The 21,061-nt window shown below is 43.1% G+C and carries 27 protein-coding genes; 19 read left to right on the forward strand and 8 right to left on the reverse strand.

Going from position 1 to position 21,061, the window contains the following annotated elements; genetic code table 11:
- Positions 1–672: 672 nt before the first annotated feature.
- From A8L45_RS16510 to A8L45_RS16525, 4 genes are read right to left on the reverse strand one after another with little or no spacing between them, the layout of a single operon-like run.
- Positions 673–1,470 (reverse strand): HEPN domain-containing protein, encoded by a 798-nt coding sequence (locus A8L45_RS16510; RefSeq protein WP_068904276.1) that lies wholly within the window; start codon positions 1,468–1,470, stop codon positions 673–675.
- On the reverse strand, positions 1,471–2,550 hold the full coding sequence (locus A8L45_RS16515; protein WP_068904278.1) for a DUF262 domain-containing protein: 1,080 nt from the start codon (positions 2,548–2,550) through the stop codon (positions 1,471–1,473). It abuts the gene before it with no gap.
- Positions 2,551–2,576: 26 nt separating this feature from the next.
- Positions 2,577–4,103 (reverse strand): Eco57I restriction-modification methylase domain-containing protein, encoded by a 1,527-nt coding sequence (locus tag A8L45_RS16520; protein WP_068904281.1) that lies wholly within the window; start codon positions 4,101–4,103, stop codon positions 2,577–2,579.
- 2 nt (positions 4,104–4,105) lie between these two features.
- Positions 4,106–5,065, reverse strand: a complete 960-nt coding sequence (locus tag A8L45_RS16525; RefSeq protein ID WP_068904283.1) for a XamI family restriction endonuclease — start codon at positions 5,063–5,065, stop codon at positions 4,106–4,108.
- Positions 5,066–5,586: 521 nt separating this feature from the next.
- Between A8L45_RS16525 and A8L45_RS24210 the strand changes: the two genes are divergently transcribed.
- A complete protein-coding gene (locus A8L45_RS24210; RefSeq protein WP_139122402.1) occupies positions 5,587–5,814 on the forward strand; it encodes a hypothetical protein in 228 nt (75 codons plus the stop codon).
- A 69-nt stretch (positions 5,815–5,883) separates the two neighbouring features.
- On the opposite strand, the gene A8L45_RS16530 is transcribed toward A8L45_RS24210, so the two are convergent.
- From A8L45_RS16530 to A8L45_RS16540, 3 genes are all read right to left on the reverse strand, one after another.
- Positions 5,884–6,645, reverse strand: a complete 762-nt coding sequence (locus A8L45_RS16530) for a DNA adenine methylase (RefSeq protein WP_068904285.1) — start codon at positions 6,643–6,645, stop codon at positions 5,884–5,886.
- Between the two features lie 128 nt (positions 6,646–6,773).
- Positions 6,774–7,772: a phage portal protein gene (locus A8L45_RS16535; RefSeq protein ID WP_068904287.1), complete on the reverse strand. Its 999-nt coding sequence runs from the start codon at positions 7,770–7,772 to the stop codon at positions 6,774–6,776.
- Positions 7,772–9,535 carry a terminase large subunit domain-containing protein gene (locus tag A8L45_RS16540; protein ID WP_068904289.1) on the reverse strand — a complete coding sequence of 588 codons (1,764 nt, stop codon included), beginning with the start codon at positions 9,533–9,535 and terminating at the stop codon, positions 7,772–7,774. Before A8L45_RS16540 ends, A8L45_RS16535 begins: the two co-directional genes overlap by 1 nt.
- Before the next feature lie 103 nt (positions 9,536–9,638).
- Here A8L45_RS16540 and A8L45_RS16545 point away from each other — a divergent pair, with 103 nt between their 5' ends.
- From A8L45_RS16545 to A8L45_RS16600, 13 genes are all read left to right on the forward strand, one after another.
- Positions 9,639–10,496 carry a GPO family capsid scaffolding protein gene (locus A8L45_RS16545; RefSeq protein WP_083228381.1) on the forward strand — a complete coding sequence of 286 codons (858 nt, stop codon included), beginning with the start codon at positions 9,639–9,641 and terminating at the stop codon, positions 10,494–10,496.
- A 14-nt stretch (positions 10,497–10,510) separates the two neighbouring features.
- A complete protein-coding gene (locus A8L45_RS16550) occupies positions 10,511–11,518 on the forward strand; it encodes a phage major capsid protein, P2 family (protein WP_068904291.1) in 1,008 nt (335 codons plus the stop codon).
- On the forward strand, positions 11,518–12,159 hold the full coding sequence (gene gpM / locus A8L45_RS16555; protein ID WP_068904292.1) for a phage terminase small subunit: 642 nt from the start codon (positions 11,518–11,520) through the stop codon (positions 12,157–12,159). Before A8L45_RS16550 ends, gpM begins: the two co-directional genes overlap by 1 nt.
- A gap of 105 nt (positions 12,160–12,264) precedes the next feature.
- Positions 12,265–12,726 (forward strand): head completion/stabilization protein, encoded by a 462-nt coding sequence (locus A8L45_RS16560; RefSeq protein ID WP_068904294.1) that lies wholly within the window; start codon positions 12,265–12,267, stop codon positions 12,724–12,726.
- Complete coding sequence (locus A8L45_RS16565) at positions 12,726–12,926, forward strand: tail protein X (RefSeq protein WP_068904297.1); 201 nt, start codon at positions 12,726–12,728, stop codon at positions 12,924–12,926. Before A8L45_RS16560 ends, A8L45_RS16565 begins: the two co-directional genes overlap by 1 nt.
- Positions 12,927–12,928: 2 nt before the next feature.
- Positions 12,929–13,318 (forward strand): M15 family metallopeptidase, encoded by a 390-nt coding sequence (locus tag A8L45_RS16570; protein WP_068904299.1) that lies wholly within the window; start codon positions 12,929–12,931, stop codon positions 13,316–13,318.
- Positions 13,315–13,530, forward strand: a complete 216-nt coding sequence (locus A8L45_RS16575) for a hypothetical protein (protein ID WP_068904301.1) — start codon at positions 13,315–13,317, stop codon at positions 13,528–13,530. Before A8L45_RS16570 ends, A8L45_RS16575 begins: the two co-directional genes overlap by 4 nt.
- A gap of 1 nt (position 13,531) precedes the next feature.
- Positions 13,532–13,906, forward strand: coding sequence for a hypothetical protein (locus tag A8L45_RS16580; RefSeq protein WP_068904303.1), 375 nt, complete (start codon positions 13,532–13,534; stop codon positions 13,904–13,906).
- Positions 13,875–14,087, forward strand: coding sequence for a hypothetical protein (locus A8L45_RS24630; protein ID WP_175402005.1), 213 nt, complete (start codon positions 13,875–13,877; stop codon positions 14,085–14,087). The genes A8L45_RS16580 and A8L45_RS24630 overlap by 32 nt, the downstream gene beginning before the upstream one ends.
- Positions 14,074–14,358 carry a hypothetical protein gene (locus A8L45_RS16585; RefSeq protein WP_068904305.1) on the forward strand — a complete coding sequence of 95 codons (285 nt, stop codon included), beginning with the start codon at positions 14,074–14,076 and terminating at the stop codon, positions 14,356–14,358. The genes A8L45_RS24630 and A8L45_RS16585 overlap by 14 nt, the downstream gene beginning before the upstream one ends.
- 8 nt (positions 14,359–14,366) lie before the next feature.
- Positions 14,367–14,789 (forward strand): phage tail protein, encoded by a 423-nt coding sequence (locus A8L45_RS16590; protein ID WP_068904306.1) that lies wholly within the window; start codon positions 14,367–14,369, stop codon positions 14,787–14,789.
- Positions 14,782–15,222, forward strand: a complete 441-nt coding sequence (locus A8L45_RS16595) for a phage virion morphogenesis protein (protein ID WP_068904308.1) — start codon at positions 14,782–14,784, stop codon at positions 15,220–15,222. Before A8L45_RS16590 ends, A8L45_RS16595 begins: the two co-directional genes overlap by 8 nt.
- Before the next feature lie 199 nt (positions 15,223–15,421).
- Complete coding sequence (locus A8L45_RS16600; protein WP_068904310.1) at positions 15,422–16,585, forward strand: hypothetical protein; 1,164 nt, start codon at positions 15,422–15,424, stop codon at positions 16,583–16,585.
- Positions 16,586–16,679: 94 nt separating this feature from the next.
- Here A8L45_RS16600 and A8L45_RS16605 read toward each other — a convergent pair whose 3' ends face one another.
- Positions 16,680–17,645, reverse strand: a complete 966-nt coding sequence (locus A8L45_RS16605; RefSeq protein ID WP_068904311.1) for a DUF5655 domain-containing protein — start codon at positions 17,643–17,645, stop codon at positions 16,680–16,682.
- Between the two features lie 121 nt (positions 17,646–17,766).
- Between A8L45_RS16605 and A8L45_RS16610 the strand changes: the two genes are divergently transcribed.
- From A8L45_RS16610 to A8L45_RS16630, 5 genes are read left to right on the forward strand one after another with little or no spacing between them, the layout of a single operon-like run.
- Complete coding sequence (locus tag A8L45_RS16610; protein ID WP_139122403.1) at positions 17,767–18,414, forward strand: phage baseplate assembly protein V; 648 nt, start codon at positions 17,767–17,769, stop codon at positions 18,412–18,414.
- Complete coding sequence (locus A8L45_RS16615; RefSeq protein ID WP_068904316.1) at positions 18,411–18,764, forward strand: GPW/gp25 family protein; 354 nt, start codon at positions 18,411–18,413, stop codon at positions 18,762–18,764. Before A8L45_RS16610 ends, A8L45_RS16615 begins: the two co-directional genes overlap by 4 nt.
- Complete coding sequence (locus tag A8L45_RS16620; RefSeq protein WP_068904318.1) at positions 18,761–19,768, forward strand: baseplate assembly protein; 1,008 nt, start codon at positions 18,761–18,763, stop codon at positions 19,766–19,768. The genes A8L45_RS16615 and A8L45_RS16620 overlap by 4 nt, the downstream gene beginning before the upstream one ends.
- Positions 19,765–20,463 (forward strand): phage tail protein I, encoded by a 699-nt coding sequence (locus A8L45_RS16625; protein WP_068904319.1) that lies wholly within the window; start codon positions 19,765–19,767, stop codon positions 20,461–20,463. Before A8L45_RS16620 ends, A8L45_RS16625 begins: the two co-directional genes overlap by 4 nt.
- Positions 20,460–21,059, forward strand: coding sequence for a phage tail-collar fiber domain-containing protein (locus tag A8L45_RS16630; RefSeq protein ID WP_068904321.1), 600 nt, complete (start codon positions 20,460–20,462; stop codon positions 21,057–21,059). Before A8L45_RS16625 ends, A8L45_RS16630 begins: the two co-directional genes overlap by 4 nt.
- Positions 21,060–21,061 lie beyond the last annotated feature (2 nt).

The raw sequence follows: 21,061 nt of genomic DNA on the forward strand, positions 1-21,061 counted from the left end.
CTCAGGGCGATATGGATGAGCTTATGTAAGTGGGTCTATAGGTTTACACCTCCCCCTCTAGTGATCTAGATCGCATATCCCTAGGTTTTGGGCTTTTTTGCCTGTTGTGTTACAGTGCGTGGAATTATCGACTCCCTTGGTTTTACTGGGCTGAGGCGCTCTAAAAAATAACCTCACACATAGGGCTTTTAGAGGGTCTAACATAGCGTTGTAATACTATTTTGTCTTGCCAAACTGGGGGGATTAAATCTCTATTAAGGGGATTTTTTCTGATTTTTGGTATTGAATTTCGAATAATTCAAATCAGAAGACCTTCATTTAACTAATTGAAACTAAATATTAAATAGGCTTATACAGAAACTATGGCGTTGTTAATCACCGAAAAATGCATCAATTGCGACATGTGTGATTTCAGATAATTAGTTAAATAAAATCAATAAGATAAGATCTTGTGTTATTTTTAGTGTTACTGATTTGTACCAAAAAAGATTTTCTTCCTGATAGTAGTGACACAAACTAAACCCTTCTATCGGAACTTTTTTCTCTCTTCATAAGTTAATAAAAGCAGCAATTAAAAATGATAGAAAATTAAATCATTGAAATATTCTTTAGCTTAGTCCTAAAAGCGATCAGTGAAGACCGATCGCAGATATGATAGATATAGACAAAAAATTATATTCCCTTAACAGCCTCGGAGCAGGAAATATACACAATAATATACTGAATCAATCTTATTTTATTCATCTTCTCTACTAGCTCATGATGTTCTGCGGTATTTCCAAACGTATTACCATGGGCAATATTATGACGATTATAATTTAAGTCATCTAAAAAAGTTTGCCAAATCGTTCTACCATTATATTTTTTTGATTCCAGCTTAAATTTTTTAAATTTCGATACTTTACAGTGATATGGAAAGTTATTTACCGACATAGATATAATTTTTTTTGTTCTTTTTAAAATTCTATCCAACCTTTTATTTGATGTGAATGCACTTTCAAAAATTGATTCATTAAGATTTTTGAATATGTCAGAAGCTCCAAATCTACCACAAATCTCCATTAAGATATCCGGTTTAGGATTTTTATTTTTCTCAAATAAAAATGCAGTATGACAGATATCAAACCCATCGAATTTAGATAAGTCCTCTATCATATCCTTAATTTTATTATCGTAGTCTGGAATAGCGGACTTATCAAAACCAAGATACTTTTTACATGCCGTTCTTTTAATTGACATAGGGAGCTGATAAAAATTACAGTTCGAATTTAGATCATAAATAATATTTTTACTAAGATCTTTAGTAAAACCTTCTAAATGAGCAACCATCAAAATCGATGCTGATCTACACAATGCATGATAAAGAGAATCATTATTTTCTTTAACCAATTTAGCTTGATCAAGCAATATTTCCACTTCTGACCATTGAGAGTCTAAAGCGCTAACATATTCAAAAACAAATGTAGACACTTACAATTCCAACACTTTATTTATGCGTATATTTACTTTTTTAACATGACTAGTACTTACATCACATGCATCATAAAAAGAAGTATCAGAAAAGAGACTTTCAATGGTATTAATATCAATTTTTCTTCCCGATTCCATAAAGTTAATAGCTAGGAAACAAATCGCATCGAAAACAGCTGCGTTAAATTTTGAAATACGGGTGAAACTCCCTTTATCATTTTCATGTTTATATTTAGAAAAAGGATATTCAACACCAGATTCAATTAAGAACTTCATAGTATCTAAAAAGTTTTTTTCCATATTTGAAAAGTCAACAGTACTTAGTTCATTGAGACTGATCATTCTCTGGGTTAAGAATTTTTTAAAGTCACCTTTATAATTTTTATATCCATCATTATATGTTAATGCAAAGTACCTTAAAACTAACTCTTGGTCTTCCATTTTTACTGACCGAGCACTATCTTCCTTAAAATTAATAAGGTTAATAAAGTTTTTATTTTTAGAAAGCTTTTTAATTAGATCTCTGAATGGCCCACGGCATGTTGCATTTCTTAACTCTTGTGGCTCCAGCTTAACTGATCCTGAGTTTAGCCTTTCAAAAATATCATATTTAACTTGATTATCTGCTGTCGAATCAATTCGTAAACATCGAATACTTCTCTCTTCTAAACGGCGAATGAGAAACGGGGGTAAATCCTTATAGAAACATCCATTAAGTTGAGATAGAACATCTAACTTTTCTAAAGGATAGCTATTATTAAAGAAACTATATATAGCAGTAAGTCGCTGTTGGCCGTCGATAACAGAGTAACGTGAAATATCATCTTCTGTATCGTCATCTACATCTATATCTTGAGATATATATATAAAAGGTATTGGGATATTTAAAATTAAACTTTCAATTAAACGGGAAGAAAATTCATTGCTCCACCTGTAATTTCTTTGATAATCTGGATTTAGCTTAATCACATCCCTTTTTATTTTCTTTACTATTGTTTCTAAATCATATTCTATCGTCTGAGTCTTAACTGTTCTCTCTTTAGCTTTTTTCTGAAGTTCTTCCAAGTTATCTTTAAGCATTTTTTCACCCACAAATATTAGGACTATCAATCTGAAATAAGGCTAGTTATCAACGTAGCTGGAACATTTGCCAACTCTTTAGGCTCTAATTTGTGCATTCCTCCACCATAAACACGGCCTTCATCAAGCATAGCCTTTCCTGTTATTTGATTGAGCGCTTTAAGCAGCAACTCTTTAAGCTGAGGTTTTTTATTCATCTCTTTTTCTAGCTTTGAGTTGGGGTAAAGTATCAAGTACGAGTTACTAACGATCGCCTTTGAATTATTTAGTATGAAACGGAATGGTTTTTTTCCTTCTTGATCTGAACGTCCTATGTACGTGCAATAAAAAAGGCTTTCAGACCTATTTTCCTGTGCGTACCAAATTTTCCTATTTTTGCACAGATATCTATCAGAAACACCAGAACGAATACCTTCCTCGAGGTAGTTATATAAATTTGGGTAAATACGCTTAACTTCGTCAAGTGGTAGTTTACAATCCAGAACAAATAACTGTTGTTCCATGACAGGATAGCCATTATCGTCTGACTTTAACTCAGTAGTATCAAGATACCTTGGGCTTGGTAATATGGGCCGAAATTGTTCTAATGGTAGAGCTCGTTCTTCTATCTGATTCCTTGTTAAAATAAAAAATTTATTATCACCTGTCGCAATCCCACGTTTAATTGTAAAATAATCACTTAATTTTGGTTCATTACTTTCTTCTCGTTCTTCAGATAGTGGAAAACGTGACCATTTCTTCTCTTTTTTTAGTATAGAAACGCTGACATTTTTTTCATTTTCTGGATTATCTATAGTTCCACCATAGGTAAATTTAACCGTTGAATTATCTTCTGGTTCTTTGTTTTTAAACCATACTACTGCCGAAGAAACTAGCGCATCATCAAACTGCACATCGCTGGGATCAAAGCGATGAATTTGAAGAAGGGTCACCTCATTCAATAAGTATTCTTTAACAGCCTTGCCGTAGTTTACATCCATAAATTCACTTGGAATTAACCAACCAGCAATACCATCTTTTTTCATCCATGGATGTGTAATAGCCATAAAATAGCAATATAGCCCAGCTAATCCAGAAACTTTCATATTTGCAGCTTCGAGTGCTTTTTCTTTGAGCTGCTCCTTTAGTTCTTTTATATGATGATGACGAACATATGGCGGATTACAGATCACTAAATTATATTTATTCTCTTCAGTTGGCGGAATTTGATTTGTAAAATCTGCAATATGATAGTTTAGATCAGTTCTTGTCCACAGCTTTTTAGCAGGCTTTCCGTAGTGTTCGTCAATTTCAAAACCTGTTGCGATTTCGATACTTTCATGGGGGAAAACGGAGTTTAATGCACTGTAGAAAGACCCGGTACCAAATGCAGGATCAAGAAACAAAACTTTGTTGTCTTTAGGAAAGATATTCTTTGCATGTGTTAAGACATCTCTAGCGAGAGTATCAGGCGTTGAAAACTGCCCCATGATATTACGTTCTTCTTGTGTCTTTTTACTATCAAGCTCAGCTTGAAGAAGCTTACGCTCACACTCAAGTTCATCAAAGTTCATTATCAGAATCCAAATTGCTCTAAGTCATCAATACGATGTTCCCAAACCCAATCGATACCTTCTGCCGCTTCATAGCCAAGATACCCCGAGTCAAAATAACCGCATAAAAATAGGTCAAAACTAATTCCCTCTCCGTAGGTTCTCCTAAGTTGCTGCATTTTAACAGCTTCTTCCTTTCTCCTTTTATTTGTATTAGTAAAATCACCAGCTGATTTAGCTTCAAATAATGCTGGAAAATCCCCCTCTTTAGCATTTTTTCGCATTATCACAGCGTCAACAGGAATGTTAATTTTTTTACTATTTTCTAATTGAACAGGCACGTTGAAACGAAACGAAAATGTACCATTAGGCATAGAGAGCCAGTCATCGACCTCACCTGCCTCTAGTTCTCGGTATCCTCGCGCTTCGAGCCATTCTTTCATTGCATCGAGTTGGCGTTTTTCCTGAGCGTTTCGGATTATGGGATCAGCTACTGAACCGCAAAGGCGATCAGCTACAATTATTGAAGCACGATGAACCTCATCTTTGGTTCCACAATCCCCACGATTCTTCCAAACGAAAATATCTGGGTCAGCCATTTCTTCAATGATGCTGCCAATCATACCCAATTGTTCGATAAGCTCAGCATGTTTCATCTTAGGTGGGACACGCCCCTGCTTTTCCATGTTTAATACTATGTTCGATGACACACCTGCTAGACCAATTAGACGATCACGGGCAATTGGCGGGCATGTAGTCATACGTAACATAGGAAGCACGGAAGGGTAGAGCTCAAGATTTTCTGCGCTAATATTTGTCAGATTGTTCGTTCGTTTAAGTGCTTGTTCCACTTCTTTGGTTGTTTTAATTCGCGTATCTCTGAATGCCTTTGGTGCAAAAGACATGAACCAATCATTGTAGTAGTCAACTGACTTTGCTACATCAGTTTTCCAGATATCAACTTTGTCTCTATTTACCGACACACATTAGCCTTACTTTAATTTTTATGATTGGTTGAATTATCTCATTTTTTCTCGTGTATACACACTCTATTTTGAACTAAAAAATTCCATCAAAAAGCCGGTGAGCACAGAGTCTAAGGAAATCAAAGTAGTTCAGAGAGCGCAGTATGAGTAACCACCGACTTTATACATACACTTGAGTTAGACATGCATGACAAATAGAGAAGTATCGGTAGCTTTCCACTCTTTGTTGATTTCTTTAGTGTCAGAATTTGTTAAGTGCGTGGAAAATAGTAACAAAGGTAATTTTTAGAGAAAAATAATTAAAGCTGTTGATTTTTAATTTAAAATATCAAATTAAAAAAGTAATTTTAATGTCATCATAAGGTAATCCAATCACCCTTTTGATAGTTACATTTAATTGTTTTTTAAGTGTTTAAAGTCAATAAATTACAAAAAATCACCTTTCATATCACCTCCGATCACTTTCCAAAAGTAATTTTAAAGTTAAATAAAAACAATAAGTTAAATCTTATTTCGAAATGCAATTACTTAAATTACCTCTTTCCGATAAGCCATCGGATTTACTGCGTTTCCAGCATCGTTTTTCTAACCCTCAGCCAGATGGATCGCGCGCTCTGATCCATGAAATTTGCAAAGAAATGCTTATGGAACAACTCATCGGTAACGCCAGTCATACCGCCATATTCAACCTCTCTGCAGTGATAAAAATTTCGGCCTATTTAGACCGCAGGCGTGGCGGGGGATAACCGCGCAGCGCGAGTTAAGCAGCAGGTGGAATGGGTGGCCGCCTGCTGAGTTGTTTAGAATATTTGTGTTTACTTGGAAGTGAAGATCAGTTCGTCGCGCTTGGCTGCGTTGTGACAACCACCGACAGTGTAGGTAATAGCAACCTTGTGACAGGTTAAGCCCTCGAACACTTCTCTTATCTCATGGTGGTCGTTGATGGAAATAACAAACTTCCCTTTGCTGGTCTTAGCCAACTCTGCCATACGAACATAATTATCAAAGCTAAATGCTTCCCCATAGCCAGTCGTCCCCCAGTATGGCGGGTCGAGGTAAAACACAGTCTCCGGGCTGTCGTATCTGGCGATGCAATCTTGCCATGGCAAGTGTTCAATGGTTGTCCGGGCAAGGCGGAGGTGGGCCTGACTAAGGTCCTCCTCAATTCGCAGCAGGTTTAAACGCAGCGGCGTGGTCTTCGATGTCCCAAAGGTCTGCCCGACCGCCTTACCTCCAAACGCTAATTTCTGCAGGTAATAAAACCTCGCAGCCCGTTGAACATCAGTCAGTGTTTTTGGGTTGATATCCCTTGCAATCAAGAACTCTTCCCGGCTAACTAATGCCCAGCGGAAATGACGGACAAACTCGTCCAAGTGGTATTTGACGATACGGTACAAGTTCACCAGCTCGCCATTGAGGTCGTTGATCACCTCGACTGACGAAGGTTCTTTCATAAAGAATATTGCCGCACCTCCGGCGAATGGTTCGACGTAGGTACGCTGGCCATTGACGTATGGCAAAATGTGTTTGGCAAGTCTGCGCTTGCCTCCCATCCAAGGGATGATAGGTCTGGACACGGTAGCAGCCTCTTTTTGTTGATTATGCTAAGCTCCTCCGTGCTGTGTGCACACGGCGGGGAGCCTCGGCTGGCCACGGTGGTACTGTCACCGCGTCCGGTGATGATTGGGGTGTTGCTGCACCCTGATCATCGCTCCTCTTTCGTTGAATCTATTTCTTCAATGTCGACCAGATAAGGAGTGAAGTTGATCACCTCCTCTCCTATCCAGTCATTAAGTTCTCTGAATCTCTCCTGCAACGGCATCAGCTCATTGCGGGCAAAGACTTTGGTCGCCGCCTCTGCCGAGCCAAAACCGCCAGTATTCTGAGGGATGATCCCCATGATCTGCGGTGGCACTCGATGAGCCGCTAGCACGTCATCTCGGGTGACATTTTTGATGTTGTAAAACTCATCTTTGGCTGAGACGTCAGCGATAGGGATGACCTGCAACCCGTCTTTTTTTCCGTCCGGCGCATACATGAATAGATTGCGGAAGTTACCCGGCCCTTTTGACTCTTTCAGGGCCTTTCGCAGGTTGTTGATGTCCTGCTCTTCGTGAACGGTATCAGTGATATAGAGAATAAATCCGGCATGGCTGCCATTAAGGTAATACTTGCGCCTAAACAAGGTGGCAGACTCATTGAGCCATGCACTGTTGAGGGCCGCGAGGTATTCAGGCACACCATAGATTTCCTGATTGATATCAGGCTCCAGCAGGTGAAAAATGGTGCCGTGTTTGAAGTAATGTTTGTGTCCCTTGTCCGTTAAAAAAAGGTAATCGTCTTCAGGCATCCGACGGGTATATTTCGCAGGGCTGGGTTTGAGTTTTATTGTCTTTCCCAATCGAGTAATAACCCGTTCAAAATAGGCATTGCCAAACACCAGATAATCGAGTGCTACTCTGCTGAAATCTTGTTTCGATAACAGGGGATGAGTGTGATAGCTGGAGACCAAAATATTACGTTTAACGGAGAGTGCAGAATGATGATGAACACTGGCGTTGAGTGACTTAGCTAACCCCTGCAGGCTGACCGGAGGCTCGTAGTAATCGCCATGTAGCCAGCATTCTCGGTATTCGGTGATTTCCCGCCCTTCAAGTACAGGGACTGGATCGCCAAATGAAAATACCTCGATATTTTTGCTCATCAGAAAATCTCCATCACAGTCCGCGAGCCGCCGCCAGACTCATCAATACTCATTAGCGGTTCACGGTCGAGGGCATGCATGAGCGCCCACGCTAAATCGGCGTGTCCGGTTTCATTGGTTCGGCTTGCTTGATAGGTCACCTGCTTACCCGAGGTGGTCGATGTTTTGTGGATAGTGAGAAAGGCCAATGCCATATCATTCCAACCAGAATCGAACTCCAGACGGCGATGGCTAATCAGCTGTTTAGCCTTGAGTACCAGTCGGTTTTTCACCTCAACGGAATAGGTGATTTTGGTAGTGGCCGGGAAGAATTTACGCACCAGCTCGTATACGCCATAACCAATCCCACTGGTATCGATAGCAATGTGCTGGACGTTATATTGTCTTGTCAGGCTTTTTATCCGGTTGGCCTGACTGTCAAAGTCGAGGTTATTCCAGCTATGTTTCTCCAACACCCTAAATTTACCGCCTGAGACCATAGGTGGAGAGACCACCACACAACTTGCATCATCACGGGTTCGTGATGGGTCGTAGCCAATCCAAACAGGACGGTTACTGAGTGGTTTACTGGTTAGTGGATAGAAGTCATCCCACACCGTCCAGCTATCGACCATGCAGGCCTGCAGCTCTGAAAGAGTGAAGATACTGGCTGCATCATCGACAAACTGGCACATCAGCAGGTTGTTGTATTCCTGCTCGTTGTATTCGAGCTTTAGCTGCTCAAGGTCGAATAGATCACAGCCTGCAGCGACGGCATCCTCAACCGTAACAATTTGACGCCACTGACCGTCATCGCAGGTTTGCCCTGCCGCTAGGGCTTGGTGACTAATATCTATTTCAACCTTTTGGGCTTTCTTCCTACCACGGTTAAAAAGTTGTCCGTCCCAGAATGGATAAGCGTCATGGTTTAAAGTTGAGGGTGTAGAGAAATAGGTCTGCTTCCACTGCTTGTGCATCGCCATCCCGGATGCCACTTTGCGCAGCTCCTGAAAACGATAAATCCAGAAATACTCATCAATGTATAAATTGCCATGGTAGCTCTGGGCAGTGCGGGAGTTGGTACCGAGAAAATACAGATTGGCGCCATTCCAAAGTGTTATCGGGTCGCCTCTCAGTTCGATTCCGGTAACATCTTTAACGAATTGCAAAATGTACTGACGGAAGACATGTGCCTGCGCTTTCGATGCAGAGAGGAAAATTTGATTCGTACCGTTGGCAATGGCATCCATCACTGCCTCACGGGCAAAGTACCACGTAGCGCCAATTTGTCTGCTCTTGAGGATGTTACGGATCCGGTTGTTATCTCTGGCTTTAAGCCATACTCGCTGATACGGAAATAATGAAGATTTAAACGCTTTTTTCAGCTCTTTGACGGCCTGTTCTGGTAGGAAATTTTTACCTGTCTTTTGCTGTTTCCTCTGGTTTCGTTTTTTGATCTTGGGGTTTAAATCAGCTTCAGTTCCGCCTGCTTCATAACGTCGTATCCTTGCTGTCCGCTCAAGCGATTTAGTCAGCAATTCAATCTCATTGAAATCCCTTTCAGTCTTCTCAGTTTTGTTGATTAGCTGGCACAGCCTTATATCAATCGCGCTCTCGACCTTCAATGCGACCGGAGCATCGTCCCACTTCTCCCGTCGTTTCCACGAGTCGATGGTCGCGTACGGTACCTCTAGCTGCCTGCTAATCTCAGCGACAGGATAGCCCTGCCAATACTTCTGACGGGCCTGATTGCGGATGTTGAAATCAACGGTCTTCGTGCTCATGCGCTAAGACTAACGGGCTATGAACATCGACAGCAGGACTTGTTAGTTGATATCAGTGGTATCAACCGTCAGCAGGTTGTTATCAGTAAAAACTTAGCCAACTATGCCTTTAAACACAGTGACTGACGAACCAGAAGACATGAGCAAACTGATATCTAAATTTGTCCGGGTCTGCCGGGAGGGAGCCACGACAGACGGCCGAAAAATTACGCGGCAACAAATTGATGAAATGGCGTCCAACTACAACCCGGACATCTACGGCGCGAGAATTTGGCTGGAACACTTCCGCAGCCTTTTGCCTGATGGCGTGTTTCCAGCATTTGGTGATGTCACAGCCCTAAAGGCAGACGATGACCAGGAAGGTAAACGAATTCTATTAGCCAAGCTCTCTCCCACGTCTGAGTTGCTGGAACTTAACAAACGCAAGCAAAAGGTCTTCACCTCCATTGAAATGGATCCCAGCTTTAGCGATACCAAACAAGCTTATATGGTCGGCCTTGCTGTCACTGACAGTCCCGCAAGTTTGGGTACAGAAATGTTGCAGTTTAGCCAGAAGAATCGCGATCAGTTTTCACAAGGCACAGATATTCCCAATACGGTTTTTTCTGAATCTGTCGAGGTCGATGAACTCGAATTTGACGAAGACAGCGAAGAGGACGACAAACCTTCCCTCCTCTCTCGTATCCGCGAATTGTTAAGCGGGCAGCAACGCAACCAAGATCAGCAATTGGAAGACATTGAATCAAGCCTGCTGGCTTTGGCTGAAACTCAGCAGAAAATTCAAGGTGATCTAAAAGAACAATCGTCAAACCACACGAAATTCGATGACCTTGAAAACAAACTTTCCGAATTATCCACCCGACTCGATTCGCTCACCAACCAGCTCAGCAAGGACGCTGACACCCACCATTCTGCCAGACCTTCAGCGACAGGCACCGAAGCTGCGCTGACTGACTGTTGAGGAGCACATAACTTATGCGCAACGAAACACGACAACACTACAACGCTTATGTGCGCCGACAAGCCGAACTGAACGGTATAGAAGATGGTACACAGCAGTTCAGTGTCGAACCCACCGTCGAGCAATCATTGGAAGAGCGCATCCGCGAATCATCCGGTTTTCTGCAACGCATCAACATTCATGGTGTCAGAGAGCAGGAAGGCGAAAAACTTGGTCTGGATGTTGGCTCAACAATCGCCAGCACTACAGATACAGACCTGAAAGAACGCGAAACCGCCGACCCAACTTCGCTCGATAAAGACCGCTATCGCTGTCAACAAACCAACTTCGATACCCATGTGAAATACGCAAAGCTCGATGCGTGGGCGAAGTTTCCAGGTTTTCAAACCCGCCTTCGTAACGTCGTGACTCAACAGATTGCCAGAGACCGATTAATGATTGGCTTCAACGGTCTAAGTCGTTCAGCAACCTCTGATCGTGCCGCCAACCCGCTGTTGCAAGACGTCAATGTCGGCTGGCTGGAGCACCTGAGACAAAACAGCCAAGAGAGTGTGATTTCAGATATCAAAGTCGGCAACGGCGGAGACTACCAGAATATTGATGCCGCCGTTTACGATGCCACCAATGAGTTGATAGCCGAGTGGTACCGCGATGATCCAGAACTCGTGGTGATCATGGGTCGTGAATTATTGGCAGATAAATACCTCGCATTGATCAATGAACATGACGCACCGACCGAGCGTAACGCGCTTGATATTATTATCAGTAACAAACAAATCGGTGGACTTAAAACAGTCCGAGTGCCCTATTTCCCCTCACGTTCATTTGCCATTACTCGCCTGAATAATCTCAGTATTTACTATCAGGAAGGCAGTCGTCGCCGACACATCATGGATAACCCAAGACGTGACAGGATAGAAGACTATCAATCAGTCAATGAGGCCTATGTGGTTGAGGACTACAACCTCGTCTGTCTGGTTGAAAACATTCTGGTTCCTGATGGTTCAGGGGGCTGGGCCTAATGAGTATCGCCAGACATCATAGACAAAAAACACTGGCGGAAAAGGAGTCACAAAGCCGTTCTGAGCAAGGCCTTCAGATGAACGCTAGCCAGTATGAATTGATGCTGGCTCAATTAAAAACGCACCAAAGGCAACTCTCTAAAATTCAAAGCTTATCTCGGAGAGCGACGGTTAAGTCAGAGATCCTCTCAGACTATGACGCCTATGTAGAGGGTGTTCTTTCGGCTGGTGCAGGCCATCAAGATGATGTGTTAATGACCGTCATGGTCTGGCGAATTGACGCAGGAGATTTAGAGGGAGCGATGGCAATTGCAGAGTATGCCATTCAGTTCAATCTGGCGATGCCTGAGAGGTTTAAGCGAGACACTGCAACCTTAATTGCTGAAGAGATAGCCGATGCATTTCTTAATCACAACATCGATGCCAAAGTCCCTCTAGCTCAAACTGTCGAGCTAACCAAAGACCATGATATGCCTGATGAGGTTCGCTCCCGGCTTCACAAAGCGTTGGGGCTAGCTCTCTCCGAGGACGACAAAGCGAACGCTATTGTTCACTTAAAACAATCACTGGCACTTAACCCTAGAGCCGGTGTGAAGAAAACCATGGAGAAACTCCAACGGGAGATTAGCTCCGAGAGTTAATAACCGGGTCCCCCCACCCGCAGCGGCTCAGTGTATTTTCGTCCTCGTGACAGATAATCATACTGGTGCCCGCTGCCTCCTCAGTCCTAACTGTGCGGGAGGTGCATGATGAGCGGATTTATCGCGACCAACAATCCCAACGAAGTCTCGGATAACGTCAAAAATAATGGCTTTTTTCCTGATGTCGATATCAGTGATTTCAGAGCAACAATGCGGGTCGATCAAACTATCCACACTGCCAACCTCAAACATAATCTGACCCTTGCTATGACTGCTGTGAACCAGGAACTGGCGGACTGGCAACACAGTCAACAAAAGAACACGCTCGCTGAGGTGATATCTGAATCTTATGGCACTCACTCTCGTGTCGAATTTCTTTATCGCGCAGCCCTTTTTAACAAAACGAAAAGTGCTCTTTTAGAGAATTACCGGGACTTTGACAGCACCAAATCAGGCCATGAAAAAGCTGACGAGATGAAAGCCAGAATCGACGACCACCTTCGTCTATCCCGCGAAGCCATCCGCCTGCTACTTGGTATATCGAAAGTCACTGTGGAGTTAATCTGATGAAAGTACTCACCCAACAGGGCGACACCCTCGACCTAGTTTGCTGGCGGTATTTCAACACAACAGCTGGGATCACTGAAGAAGTGCTTAGCCTTAACCCACATATCGATCAAAACACCCCTTTTATCCCACATGGAACGGCAGTAGAACTCCCTCAATACCATGCACCTATTAAACCCACTATTCATCTTTGGGACTAGCCATGAGCCAATTCACTCTCAGTCATCGTTCGTACCAAAAAATGGAAGGCATTCACCTTGATTTACGCCGGATAGTTGAACGGGCCATCGATATCACTTGCACCGACTTTACCGTATTGGAAGGCGTGAGAACGATTGAGCGCCAGAAAAAGCTGGTCGCCAGCGGTGCATCAAGCACCCTGAGAAGTCGCCACCTTACAGGTCATGCGGTTGACCTTGGAGCCTATGTTGATGGCTGCGTTGATTGGAGCTGGCCGCTTTATCACAAAATCGCAGCGGCCATGAAGCAGGCAGCGAATGAACTCGGTATCGATATTGTCTGGGGCGGCGACTGGACCACCTTTCCTGATGGCCCTCACTTTCAGCTCAGTTGGCAGGCATACCCATTATGAACGGCTCAGATCAATGGTATATCCGAAGAAGGATCGTCATTTTTACACTGCTACTTTGTGGTGTTGTCATCGTTTATTTGATGCTCAAAGGCGAAAGTAACCCTCTTAATCAATCATTGGTGAATGGCGCCTATTTGCTAGCGGGTTCGGTGATTGGCACCTATGTATTCGGTGCAACATGGGATGACAGTTTCAGAAGCAGGAGCAAATAGTATGACGATTTTGAGTTTTACTTCTCTTCTTCGTTTCTGGCCTGCCGCAGCACTGCCGTTGGCTTTAGCCCTTGGGTATGGAAAAGGCTGGTTGGACGGCAATCTTAATGCGGGTGAAAACTGCTTGGCGGAGAAGGAACTGGCTGTCACTCGTACTCTTGAACAGGAAAGAAATACAGCCGATGAGCGCAACGTTATAGCCGACGTATTCCATGCTAAACAAGAACAGGCAAAACAACAGGTTCAGGAAATTGAAAAAGAGGTCGTAAGCTATGCAAATCAATACATTGATGATGACTGTAGCCTTGATGACGATGGCCTGCAGCTCATCAACAAACTTATCGATGCAGCCAACGGCGACCTCGCTCAGCATTGACCGCTCTCTGCTCCGACCTTGCGCAAAGCTCCCTCTGCTCGGCAATGGTGGCATGGTCACGCGACTACATTTTTCGAAGTTAGTGATCACCATGTATGGCGATTGTCGTCGAAAGCATCAGGCACTTATCGACTCAGTCAACACGATGAACAGACGAGGTAAGAAAAATGAAGCCAGATAACGAACGTAGCCAGTGGCACCTCGATAAAACCATAAGTATCGGCCATATCCTAAGTACCATCATCATAGGCTTCTCATTACTCTCATGGGCACTTGCCGTTGATAAACGCGTCGAGCAAAACGCTCAGCATATTCAGTTTCTGTATGACAACGAAAAACGCATAGAAGAAAGGGTCGAAGCCACAAGGGATGAGATACGTCAGGACCTCCGAAATATAGGTGGCAAGCTCGACCGCTTAATCGAGCGTCAGCTCAGGGACAAACAGAACTAGGAGGCTCCATGAAAAAGCTTGAGTCGCTCCGGGAGTATTTATTGTCATCGCCTCTTAGTATCGAACCGGATGATTTACTGACGTTCGCAGAGCAAGGTCAGGTAATCAGTTACCGAGGAGAGCAAAACAACCATTTTGAGTTGAGCTACCTTGCCAACATCATCATCACTGACTTTGCTGGCCGGGCTGAAGAAGTTGCTTATCTGACCCTCGAATGGATGAAGCTCAATCAACCCACTTACGATCAGGAAGCACTCGAATTTGAGGTGGATATTCTCAGCCAATCAGCCGTCGACTTATCTCTAAGGCTAAAGCTCTCAGAAGTTGTCAAAGTGGATATCAAAGCAGATGGTATTCACCTTAAATCCTGTGTTGGCCCAGATCTCACTGAAATCCTAATTCCAAACCAGGAACAAGCCGCGAATGAATAACTTCAATGATATTGAGCCTTGGGCCGAATCCATCTTGCGCTCGATAGCGCCGAAGCAACGCAAAAAACTGTTCCGTGAAATGGCACTGGAGATTAGAAGAAACCAACAAGAACGGATGAAGGCTCAAGAAGACCCTGACGGGAAAAAGTGGGCGCCCAGAAAAGAACGACGAGATAGACATGGTCGCGTTCAGCGTAAAAAGAAAATGATGATGGGCCTACGCAAGGCGAAACGATTGAAGGCCCAGTCGACACCAGATGGCTTAGCTGTTGGCTATGAAGGGCGCGATGCAAGGATTGCAAAGGTACATCACTTTGGTTTAAGGGATAAGGCACCGAGGCTTCATTCAATCAAATACCAAACTAGACGGATTATTGACAATAATAATGATTATATCATTTTATTCCTGAAATTATTAAAAACAGACAAATAGCAACATATTAAAGATGAAAACATGTAATTAACAAAAAAAACATTGTGAGAATACACACAATTAAAAACATCATTTAGCACTTCAATCAACCATCATAAATTTGTTATTGAAAAGGTTTTAAAAAAATAAAATCATATCTCTTAGAATACTCTTTCTGTCAATAAATCAAATTCATTAATGATATAGAGATAATAATGAGATGAAAAAACTACTCTTAATATTAGTACTTTCAATTTCTGTTATAGGCTGCCAATCGACTTCTGAAGAACCTGAAGTTGTTGGGCCTATTATTGATATTCTCGACTATGAGTTAAAACCTACCAGCCTCACACTTAGTCAAAAAAACTTATTCTTTGAAACGATATTATATCAGGCGCATGAAAGATATCGTTTTGAGTTTGCAACAACAAGCTATGAGAGAGGTGATAGGACATCGATGTCAGTCTGGACCGAAGGTGGAATAATGTATAGTGGAGGCAGAAACCGGAAGTACCACTACACATCAATGGATTATTATTATATTTTCAAAATAAATAAAGATAACAATATTACAAAAGAAACACTGAATCAGGCATGGCATGGAAAGCCTGCTCTCCGAAGAGATTGCTCTTTATGCTCTGATCATGGGTTTAATAAATATATAGATGAATTAGTCAATTTCTCTGTTAGAGAGTACAACAATAATATCGACGCATATACTACATTGATTAATCATGTACAGAATAAAACGATTGATATTAAGGTTAGTTCAAAAGATAAAATATCTGCCGATCTTGAATCACACATAAAAAGAGACACTAGATTTGAAGTCGTACCAAGAAAATATAATATGGAAACAAATATATGGGGAAAACCTTATATTAAGGTAATAAAACCATTAAATTATTCAGGTAGAATAAAAGGTATTAAATATAGCTTATCAAAAACATCCATTCAACATGATGAGTCACCATCGTTAGATATATCGGTTAGTTCTGCTTACTATGATATGAAGCCGAAATTTTATTCCACAAGTGACAATAGTATTAATGCATCTTGGAGTAACGGCAAATTAAAAATAGTCAACTTAACAAATAATTATATAGAAATTGATTCATTTAGTATGTATTGGGGTAAAAATGTATCAACCTTAGACAACTTAAATATGTCTGTTCCGCCACAATCGGAAAAAACAAAGTATGTTAGTAGTGCATATACCAGCGATGGATGGTCACGATATGAAAACAACCCTCGATTTGTAAAGTATGAAAACAAGAATAAGAAATTTCCATTTGGCATTGCAATCTCATACTTTAATGTAGACACAAATAAAAGAAATACCCTTTTCAAAAAAACAGACTATTCAAGAGCTAATTTGGACTAAAACTTTTATAGAAATCAAATCCCGTGTAGGAAGCAGTTATCCTACACGGGATAATGCTTCCAAAATATCTTATTATGAATGCCAAAAAATAGCCTCATCCAAGCTTGTAACTTTTTAAAACAAGTCGGTTGGCTCTCTCAACATCCTCAACAGAACGAACAATCACCTCGACATCGCCTGTTCCCCAATGCCCTTTATCACGTACATCAGAAACTACATCATCGATTAACTCAATATCATCTGGGTTTAGATTGAGGTAAAGACGAAGAGAAGGGTTACGTTGAGTTGCCCAAACTTGAACGCAAAAAAAGTTTTTGATTCGTTTAAACGCGGTATAGAACTTCAGCTCTTTACGTTGAACATCGTCACCTAGAGAATTGGCGAAGTCACAAATAGATTCATACATCGCCAATAATTCTTCACTCGCCTGCTCTTTTCTAGCTGAGTGAGTATCTTTACGCTCCTCACTCTCTTTTATTTCTACCTTAAATATTTGAGACGGGGTAGCTACTGCTGATTCTTTTTCGACGAGTCGTTTTGGTGATTGATGCTGAGTCTGTTGCGCTTCGACCAACTCAAGCAGGAACAAATCATCACCAAAATACTTATATCGCATCAGTTCGATATTACGGTCGATCAGGGCAATAGCGTGCTCATCATAGCGGGTGAAGTCAGTCGCTATGCAAATCAAACGAGCACCGGACCATTCGATGTTCTCTACTTCGTCACGACCCAATTTGTCTTCAACGAGAAAATGAAAGTCCGCTTTATGGTCCAGTAACCAGTTGAGATAGAAAAGTCCTTGATTAATGACGTTCTCATTGGCGTGGCGCTTATATTCAATGATCACCGGGCAACCATTCTCATCAAGACCAAGCGAATCAATCCGTCCGCGATGGCTGGTGACAAATTCAGTAGCCAAAAACCTAATACCCAATAATGTTTCAAGGTTTAGCTCGCAAAGCGTCTGCAGCTCTTTTTCCTTTGCTGCTGAACGACTGGTTAACTCAGATACATCTCCATTAACTGAGTTGATTTTGAATAGCTTGATATCAGGCATAGTGATCGGATAGTGCTAGAAAAGTGACTGAGAAGTGTATCAGTCCCACAGGACACATGACCAACACAACTTCTTATAATCTCGACGTATACACGACGACTCAAAGTCCGTGCTGAAGCCCTTGAGTTACTTGAATTATGGCCTAGTTGATACAGCTAAGATCAACCAACCAACACTCGACTCCATCCAAACGCTCAATCAACATGCTCTCATGAGCCTAAATACTTCCGAACTCTTCCGCCGATTTGAGAATCTGGTTCGTATCGGAACCATCGCGGCTGTTGAGCATAAGACAAAGCAACTTCGCATTCAAAGCGGTGAACTGCTCACTGACTGGTTAGATTGGCCAGCAGAAATGGGCCGTAATTACATTCGTTGGCGTCCGCTTCGTTTGGGTACTCAGGTTGTGTTTGTCTGCCCTTCAGGTGACCCTGCTCAGGCTTTGATTGTCTCTATCCTTTACTCAAACCAGCTCGACACACCTTCAACCGATGAAGAGGTTGATGTGATTCAATTCGATGATGGGACACACCTCAGCTACAACATCGAATCAGGGTTGCTAGATGTCACCAGCATCAAGCAAATATCCCTTAGTGCCCGACATATCAAAATAAAAGGTACAAGCAGCTTTGAAATCACCTCACCCAAGATTCACATCAACGGTCCTGTAACTCAGCAGAATGGCGATATCACCTCTGACGGAATCAGCGTTCAGCAACACACCCATATTTCACCAGAGAGCAAATCACCAACGGAGACGCCGCAATGATTCCTACCACCGTTGGGATGAATACGTTAACTGGCTATAAGACTGCTGATTTAAATCACTTACAGCAATCAGTCGCCGATGTACTTTTTACTCCCATTGGCTCGCGAGTCATGAGACGGAATTATGGCTCGCACCTATTCGAACTCATCGACCAAGCAGCAAACGATTCAGGCCGGATGCGAGTTATTGCCGCCAGTGCTGAAGCACTGCTGCGTTGGGAGCCAAGATTAGCTCTCAGCAACATTCAAGTTTCCGCTGAAAGTGATGGACGTGTATGTATTGAGGTAAGAGGCAAGCTGGCCGACGATACCCCTCAACATTTTTCGGTGGCATATGGGGGCACATCATGACATTACTTGCCTCCAGCGCACTGCAGTCGTTACCCGACCCGACTGTGATTGAATCACCTGATTTTGAAAGCCTATTGAGTGAGGTTAAGCAAGACATACTCCGCTTTGCACCAGAACTCAAAGATGCCATGGAGCTGGAGTCTGAGCCTGCCAGTAAAATTGCTCAAGCCATCGCATATAGAGTGATGCATGAACGTCACCTTGCAAATAGTCAGGCTCTGGCTTTGATGCTGGCAAAAGCTATGGGGCCACAGCTCGATCATTTAGGTAGCCTGCCCTTTATCCAAACATCTCGTAAGGTACTCCGCGAAGAGGATAAAAGTCAGAACCCACCATTGCCTGCGGAATATGAGAACGACACCGAATTCAGAGCAAGATTACAGCTCGCACTTGAAGGCTATTCAACAGCTGGTCCAATTGGCGCCTACATCTATCACGGGCTTGCCGCTCATCAGGATGTAAAAGACATCGCTATTGATGCTCCAACGTTCTCCCGCTACAAAGTACCAGCAGCAGTTGCTGCTACCCTGCCCTCGCATACGCTTTTGCTAACAACTGACTATGACGCGGGACTGACGAACCCCACCCCGGGTGATGTTGCGATTACTGTGTTGAGCCGGAAAGGCAATGGCAAACCCACCAGCGAGGTGATGAAAGCAGTTAGCTTACGATTGAACGATAATGCGATTCGACCACTGACAGACAGGCCAAGGCTTCGCCCTGCAACTATCGTCAATTACAGAGTTCGGGCTTATGTCTGGTTCTATCCGGGACCTGATGCTGCTATCACTATCGCCGAAGCCCAGCGTAAGACAGAGCACTACACCGAAGAGCGACAACTCATCGGGCATGATGTCACCTTGTCAGGACTACATGCAGCCATTCATGTCCCTGGAGTTCAGCGGGTTGAACTTGTCGAGCCATCATCAGATTTGGATATATCCCAGCAAGAAGCCAGTAACTGCCTATCGATTGAACTTATCAATAGAGGAACGGCAGTATGAATAAATCACTCATGCCGCCTTCAGCCAGCGACGCAGAACGAGCCTTTGACCTGTGTGCTGCAAAACATATCGAAGCCATTCCGGTATCACGAATATTCGACCAATGGCATCCGCAACGCTGCCCTGCAAATTTACTGGGCTGGTTGGCGTGGGCTGTCAGCGTTGATGATTGGGATCCCAAATGGCCAGAACACGTGAAGCGCGATGTTATCGAAGCAAGTATCGACATACATCGTCACAAAGGCACCCTACATGCTGTCGGTAACGCACTGAATTCACTTGGGATCAGCATTGAATTCTATGAATGGTCAAACGTATCGAAACACACTCATCTTTCTCTTTTAAATGACCTCGCACCGTACAGCTTTGGTTTCATTGCATGGGCCAATCAAAACCTTACACACAACGATAAAGTGTTCCTCAGCCCAGACCTTTACCAGTCGGTGAAACGGACCGTTGAACAGACTAAACCTGCGCGTTGTTCCTTCGAATTTTTAGTTGGAGCTAGGCTTGATAACACAATTACGGCTGCATGTGCCTCATCTTGCTGGGTGCAATCAAGAAAAACCCAAATGCGAACGGAGTCCGTTCAACCCAAGCCTACCCACACTGAGCTATCGCTGACTATCCATCTCAATAAGCGTCGATATGCTGTGGCACGCTTTTACTGCAACGCAGACCGGGAGGCAGCATGACAACACTCCTGAAACCTGTCATCACCCGGGCCGGACTAAACGCCATATTTAATGCCACCAGCAATGGCTTTCAAGCAAAAGTCACCCATGTGGCATTGGGCGAAGCGGCTTATAAACCGAATGAAAACCGCCGAGCATTAGATAAAGAACGTAGCCGTTTTCCTATCGCCAGAGGAAAAACAGTTACACCAACACAAATTCATATGAGCGTACTCGATAACTCAGATAAGTCGTTCTGGGTCAGAGAAGTCGGTTTTTTCCTTGATGACGGTACGTTGTTTGCCGTGTATTCAGAACCCAATAAAGCGCTCGCCTACAAGTCGCCAGAAGTAGATTTACTGCTGGCCTTTGAACTTGCTCTCTCAGGCATACCTGCAGATTCACTGACCATTATCGATAAGGGTGCGGAGCTGAATATTCTCATCGCGCCAGAGCTAGCCAAGATGGCCACCGCCCAAATCACCATGATGAACCGCTATTTAACGCTGAAAGCTCACCTTGATGAACAAGCAAAGCAGCACACCCAACAACTCGCGCAGATAGCGACGATTCAGATAGACAGCATGCGGCGATACCTGACAGACAAACTGCAATAAGG

The organism is Veronia pacifica (assembly GCF_001707825.1).
GTDB lineage: Bacteria > Pseudomonadota > Gammaproteobacteria > Enterobacterales > Vibrionaceae > Veronia > Veronia pacifica.

Coding starts and splice junctions, on each gene's coding strand:
- A8L45_RS16515 (WP_068904278.1), bottom strand. CDS start 2,550: ATGCTTAAAGATAACTTGGAAGAACTTCAGAAAAAAGCTAAAGAGAGA.
- A8L45_RS16520 (WP_068904281.1), bottom strand. CDS start 4,103: ATGAACTTTGATGAACTTGAGTGTGAGCGTAAGCTTCTTCAAGCTGAG.
- A8L45_RS24210 (WP_139122402.1), top strand. CDS start 5,587: ATGCAATTACTTAAATTACCTCTTTCCGATAAGCCATCGGATTTACTG.
- A8L45_RS16535 (WP_068904287.1), bottom strand. CDS start 7,772: ATGAGCAAAAATATCGAGGTATTTTCATTTGGCGATCCAGTCCCTGTA.
- A8L45_RS16540 (WP_068904289.1), bottom strand. CDS start 9,535: ATGAGCACGAAGACCGTTGATTTCAACATCCGCAATCAGGCCCGTCAG.
- A8L45_RS16545 (WP_083228381.1), top strand. CDS start 9,639: ATGCCTTTAAACACAGTGACTGACGAACCAGAAGACATGAGCAAACTG.
- A8L45_RS16550 (WP_068904291.1), top strand. CDS start 10,511: ATGCGCAACGAAACACGACAACACTACAACGCTTATGTGCGCCGACAA.
- gpM (WP_068904292.1), top strand. CDS start 11,518: ATGAGTATCGCCAGACATCATAGACAAAAAACACTGGCGGAAAAGGAG.
- A8L45_RS16560 (WP_068904294.1), top strand. CDS start 12,265: ATGATGAGCGGATTTATCGCGACCAACAATCCCAACGAAGTCTCGGAT.
- A8L45_RS16565 (WP_068904297.1), top strand. CDS start 12,726: ATGAAAGTACTCACCCAACAGGGCGACACCCTCGACCTAGTTTGCTGG.
- A8L45_RS16570 (WP_068904299.1), top strand. CDS start 12,929: ATGAGCCAATTCACTCTCAGTCATCGTTCGTACCAAAAAATGGAAGGC.
- A8L45_RS16575 (WP_068904301.1), top strand. CDS start 13,315: ATGAACGGCTCAGATCAATGGTATATCCGAAGAAGGATCGTCATTTTT.
- A8L45_RS16580 (WP_068904303.1), top strand. CDS start 13,532: ATGACGATTTTGAGTTTTACTTCTCTTCTTCGTTTCTGGCCTGCCGCA.
- A8L45_RS24630 (WP_175402005.1), top strand. CDS start 13,875: ATGCAGCCAACGGCGACCTCGCTCAGCATTGACCGCTCTCTGCTCCGA.
- A8L45_RS16585 (WP_068904305.1), top strand. CDS start 14,074: ATGAAGCCAGATAACGAACGTAGCCAGTGGCACCTCGATAAAACCATA.
- A8L45_RS16590 (WP_068904306.1), top strand. CDS start 14,367: ATGAAAAAGCTTGAGTCGCTCCGGGAGTATTTATTGTCATCGCCTCTT.
- A8L45_RS16595 (WP_068904308.1), top strand. CDS start 14,782: ATGAATAACTTCAATGATATTGAGCCTTGGGCCGAATCCATCTTGCGC.
- A8L45_RS16600 (WP_068904310.1), top strand. CDS start 15,422: ATGAAAAAACTACTCTTAATATTAGTACTTTCAATTTCTGTTATAGGC.
- A8L45_RS16605 (WP_068904311.1), bottom strand. CDS start 17,645: ATGCCTGATATCAAGCTATTCAAAATCAACTCAGTTAATGGAGATGTA.
- A8L45_RS16615 (WP_068904316.1), top strand. CDS start 18,411: ATGATTCCTACCACCGTTGGGATGAATACGTTAACTGGCTATAAGACT.
- A8L45_RS16620 (WP_068904318.1), top strand. CDS start 18,761: ATGACATTACTTGCCTCCAGCGCACTGCAGTCGTTACCCGACCCGACT.
- A8L45_RS16625 (WP_068904319.1), top strand. CDS start 19,765: ATGAATAAATCACTCATGCCGCCTTCAGCCAGCGACGCAGAACGAGCC.
- A8L45_RS16630 (WP_068904321.1), top strand. CDS start 20,460: ATGACAACACTCCTGAAACCTGTCATCACCCGGGCCGGACTAAACGCC.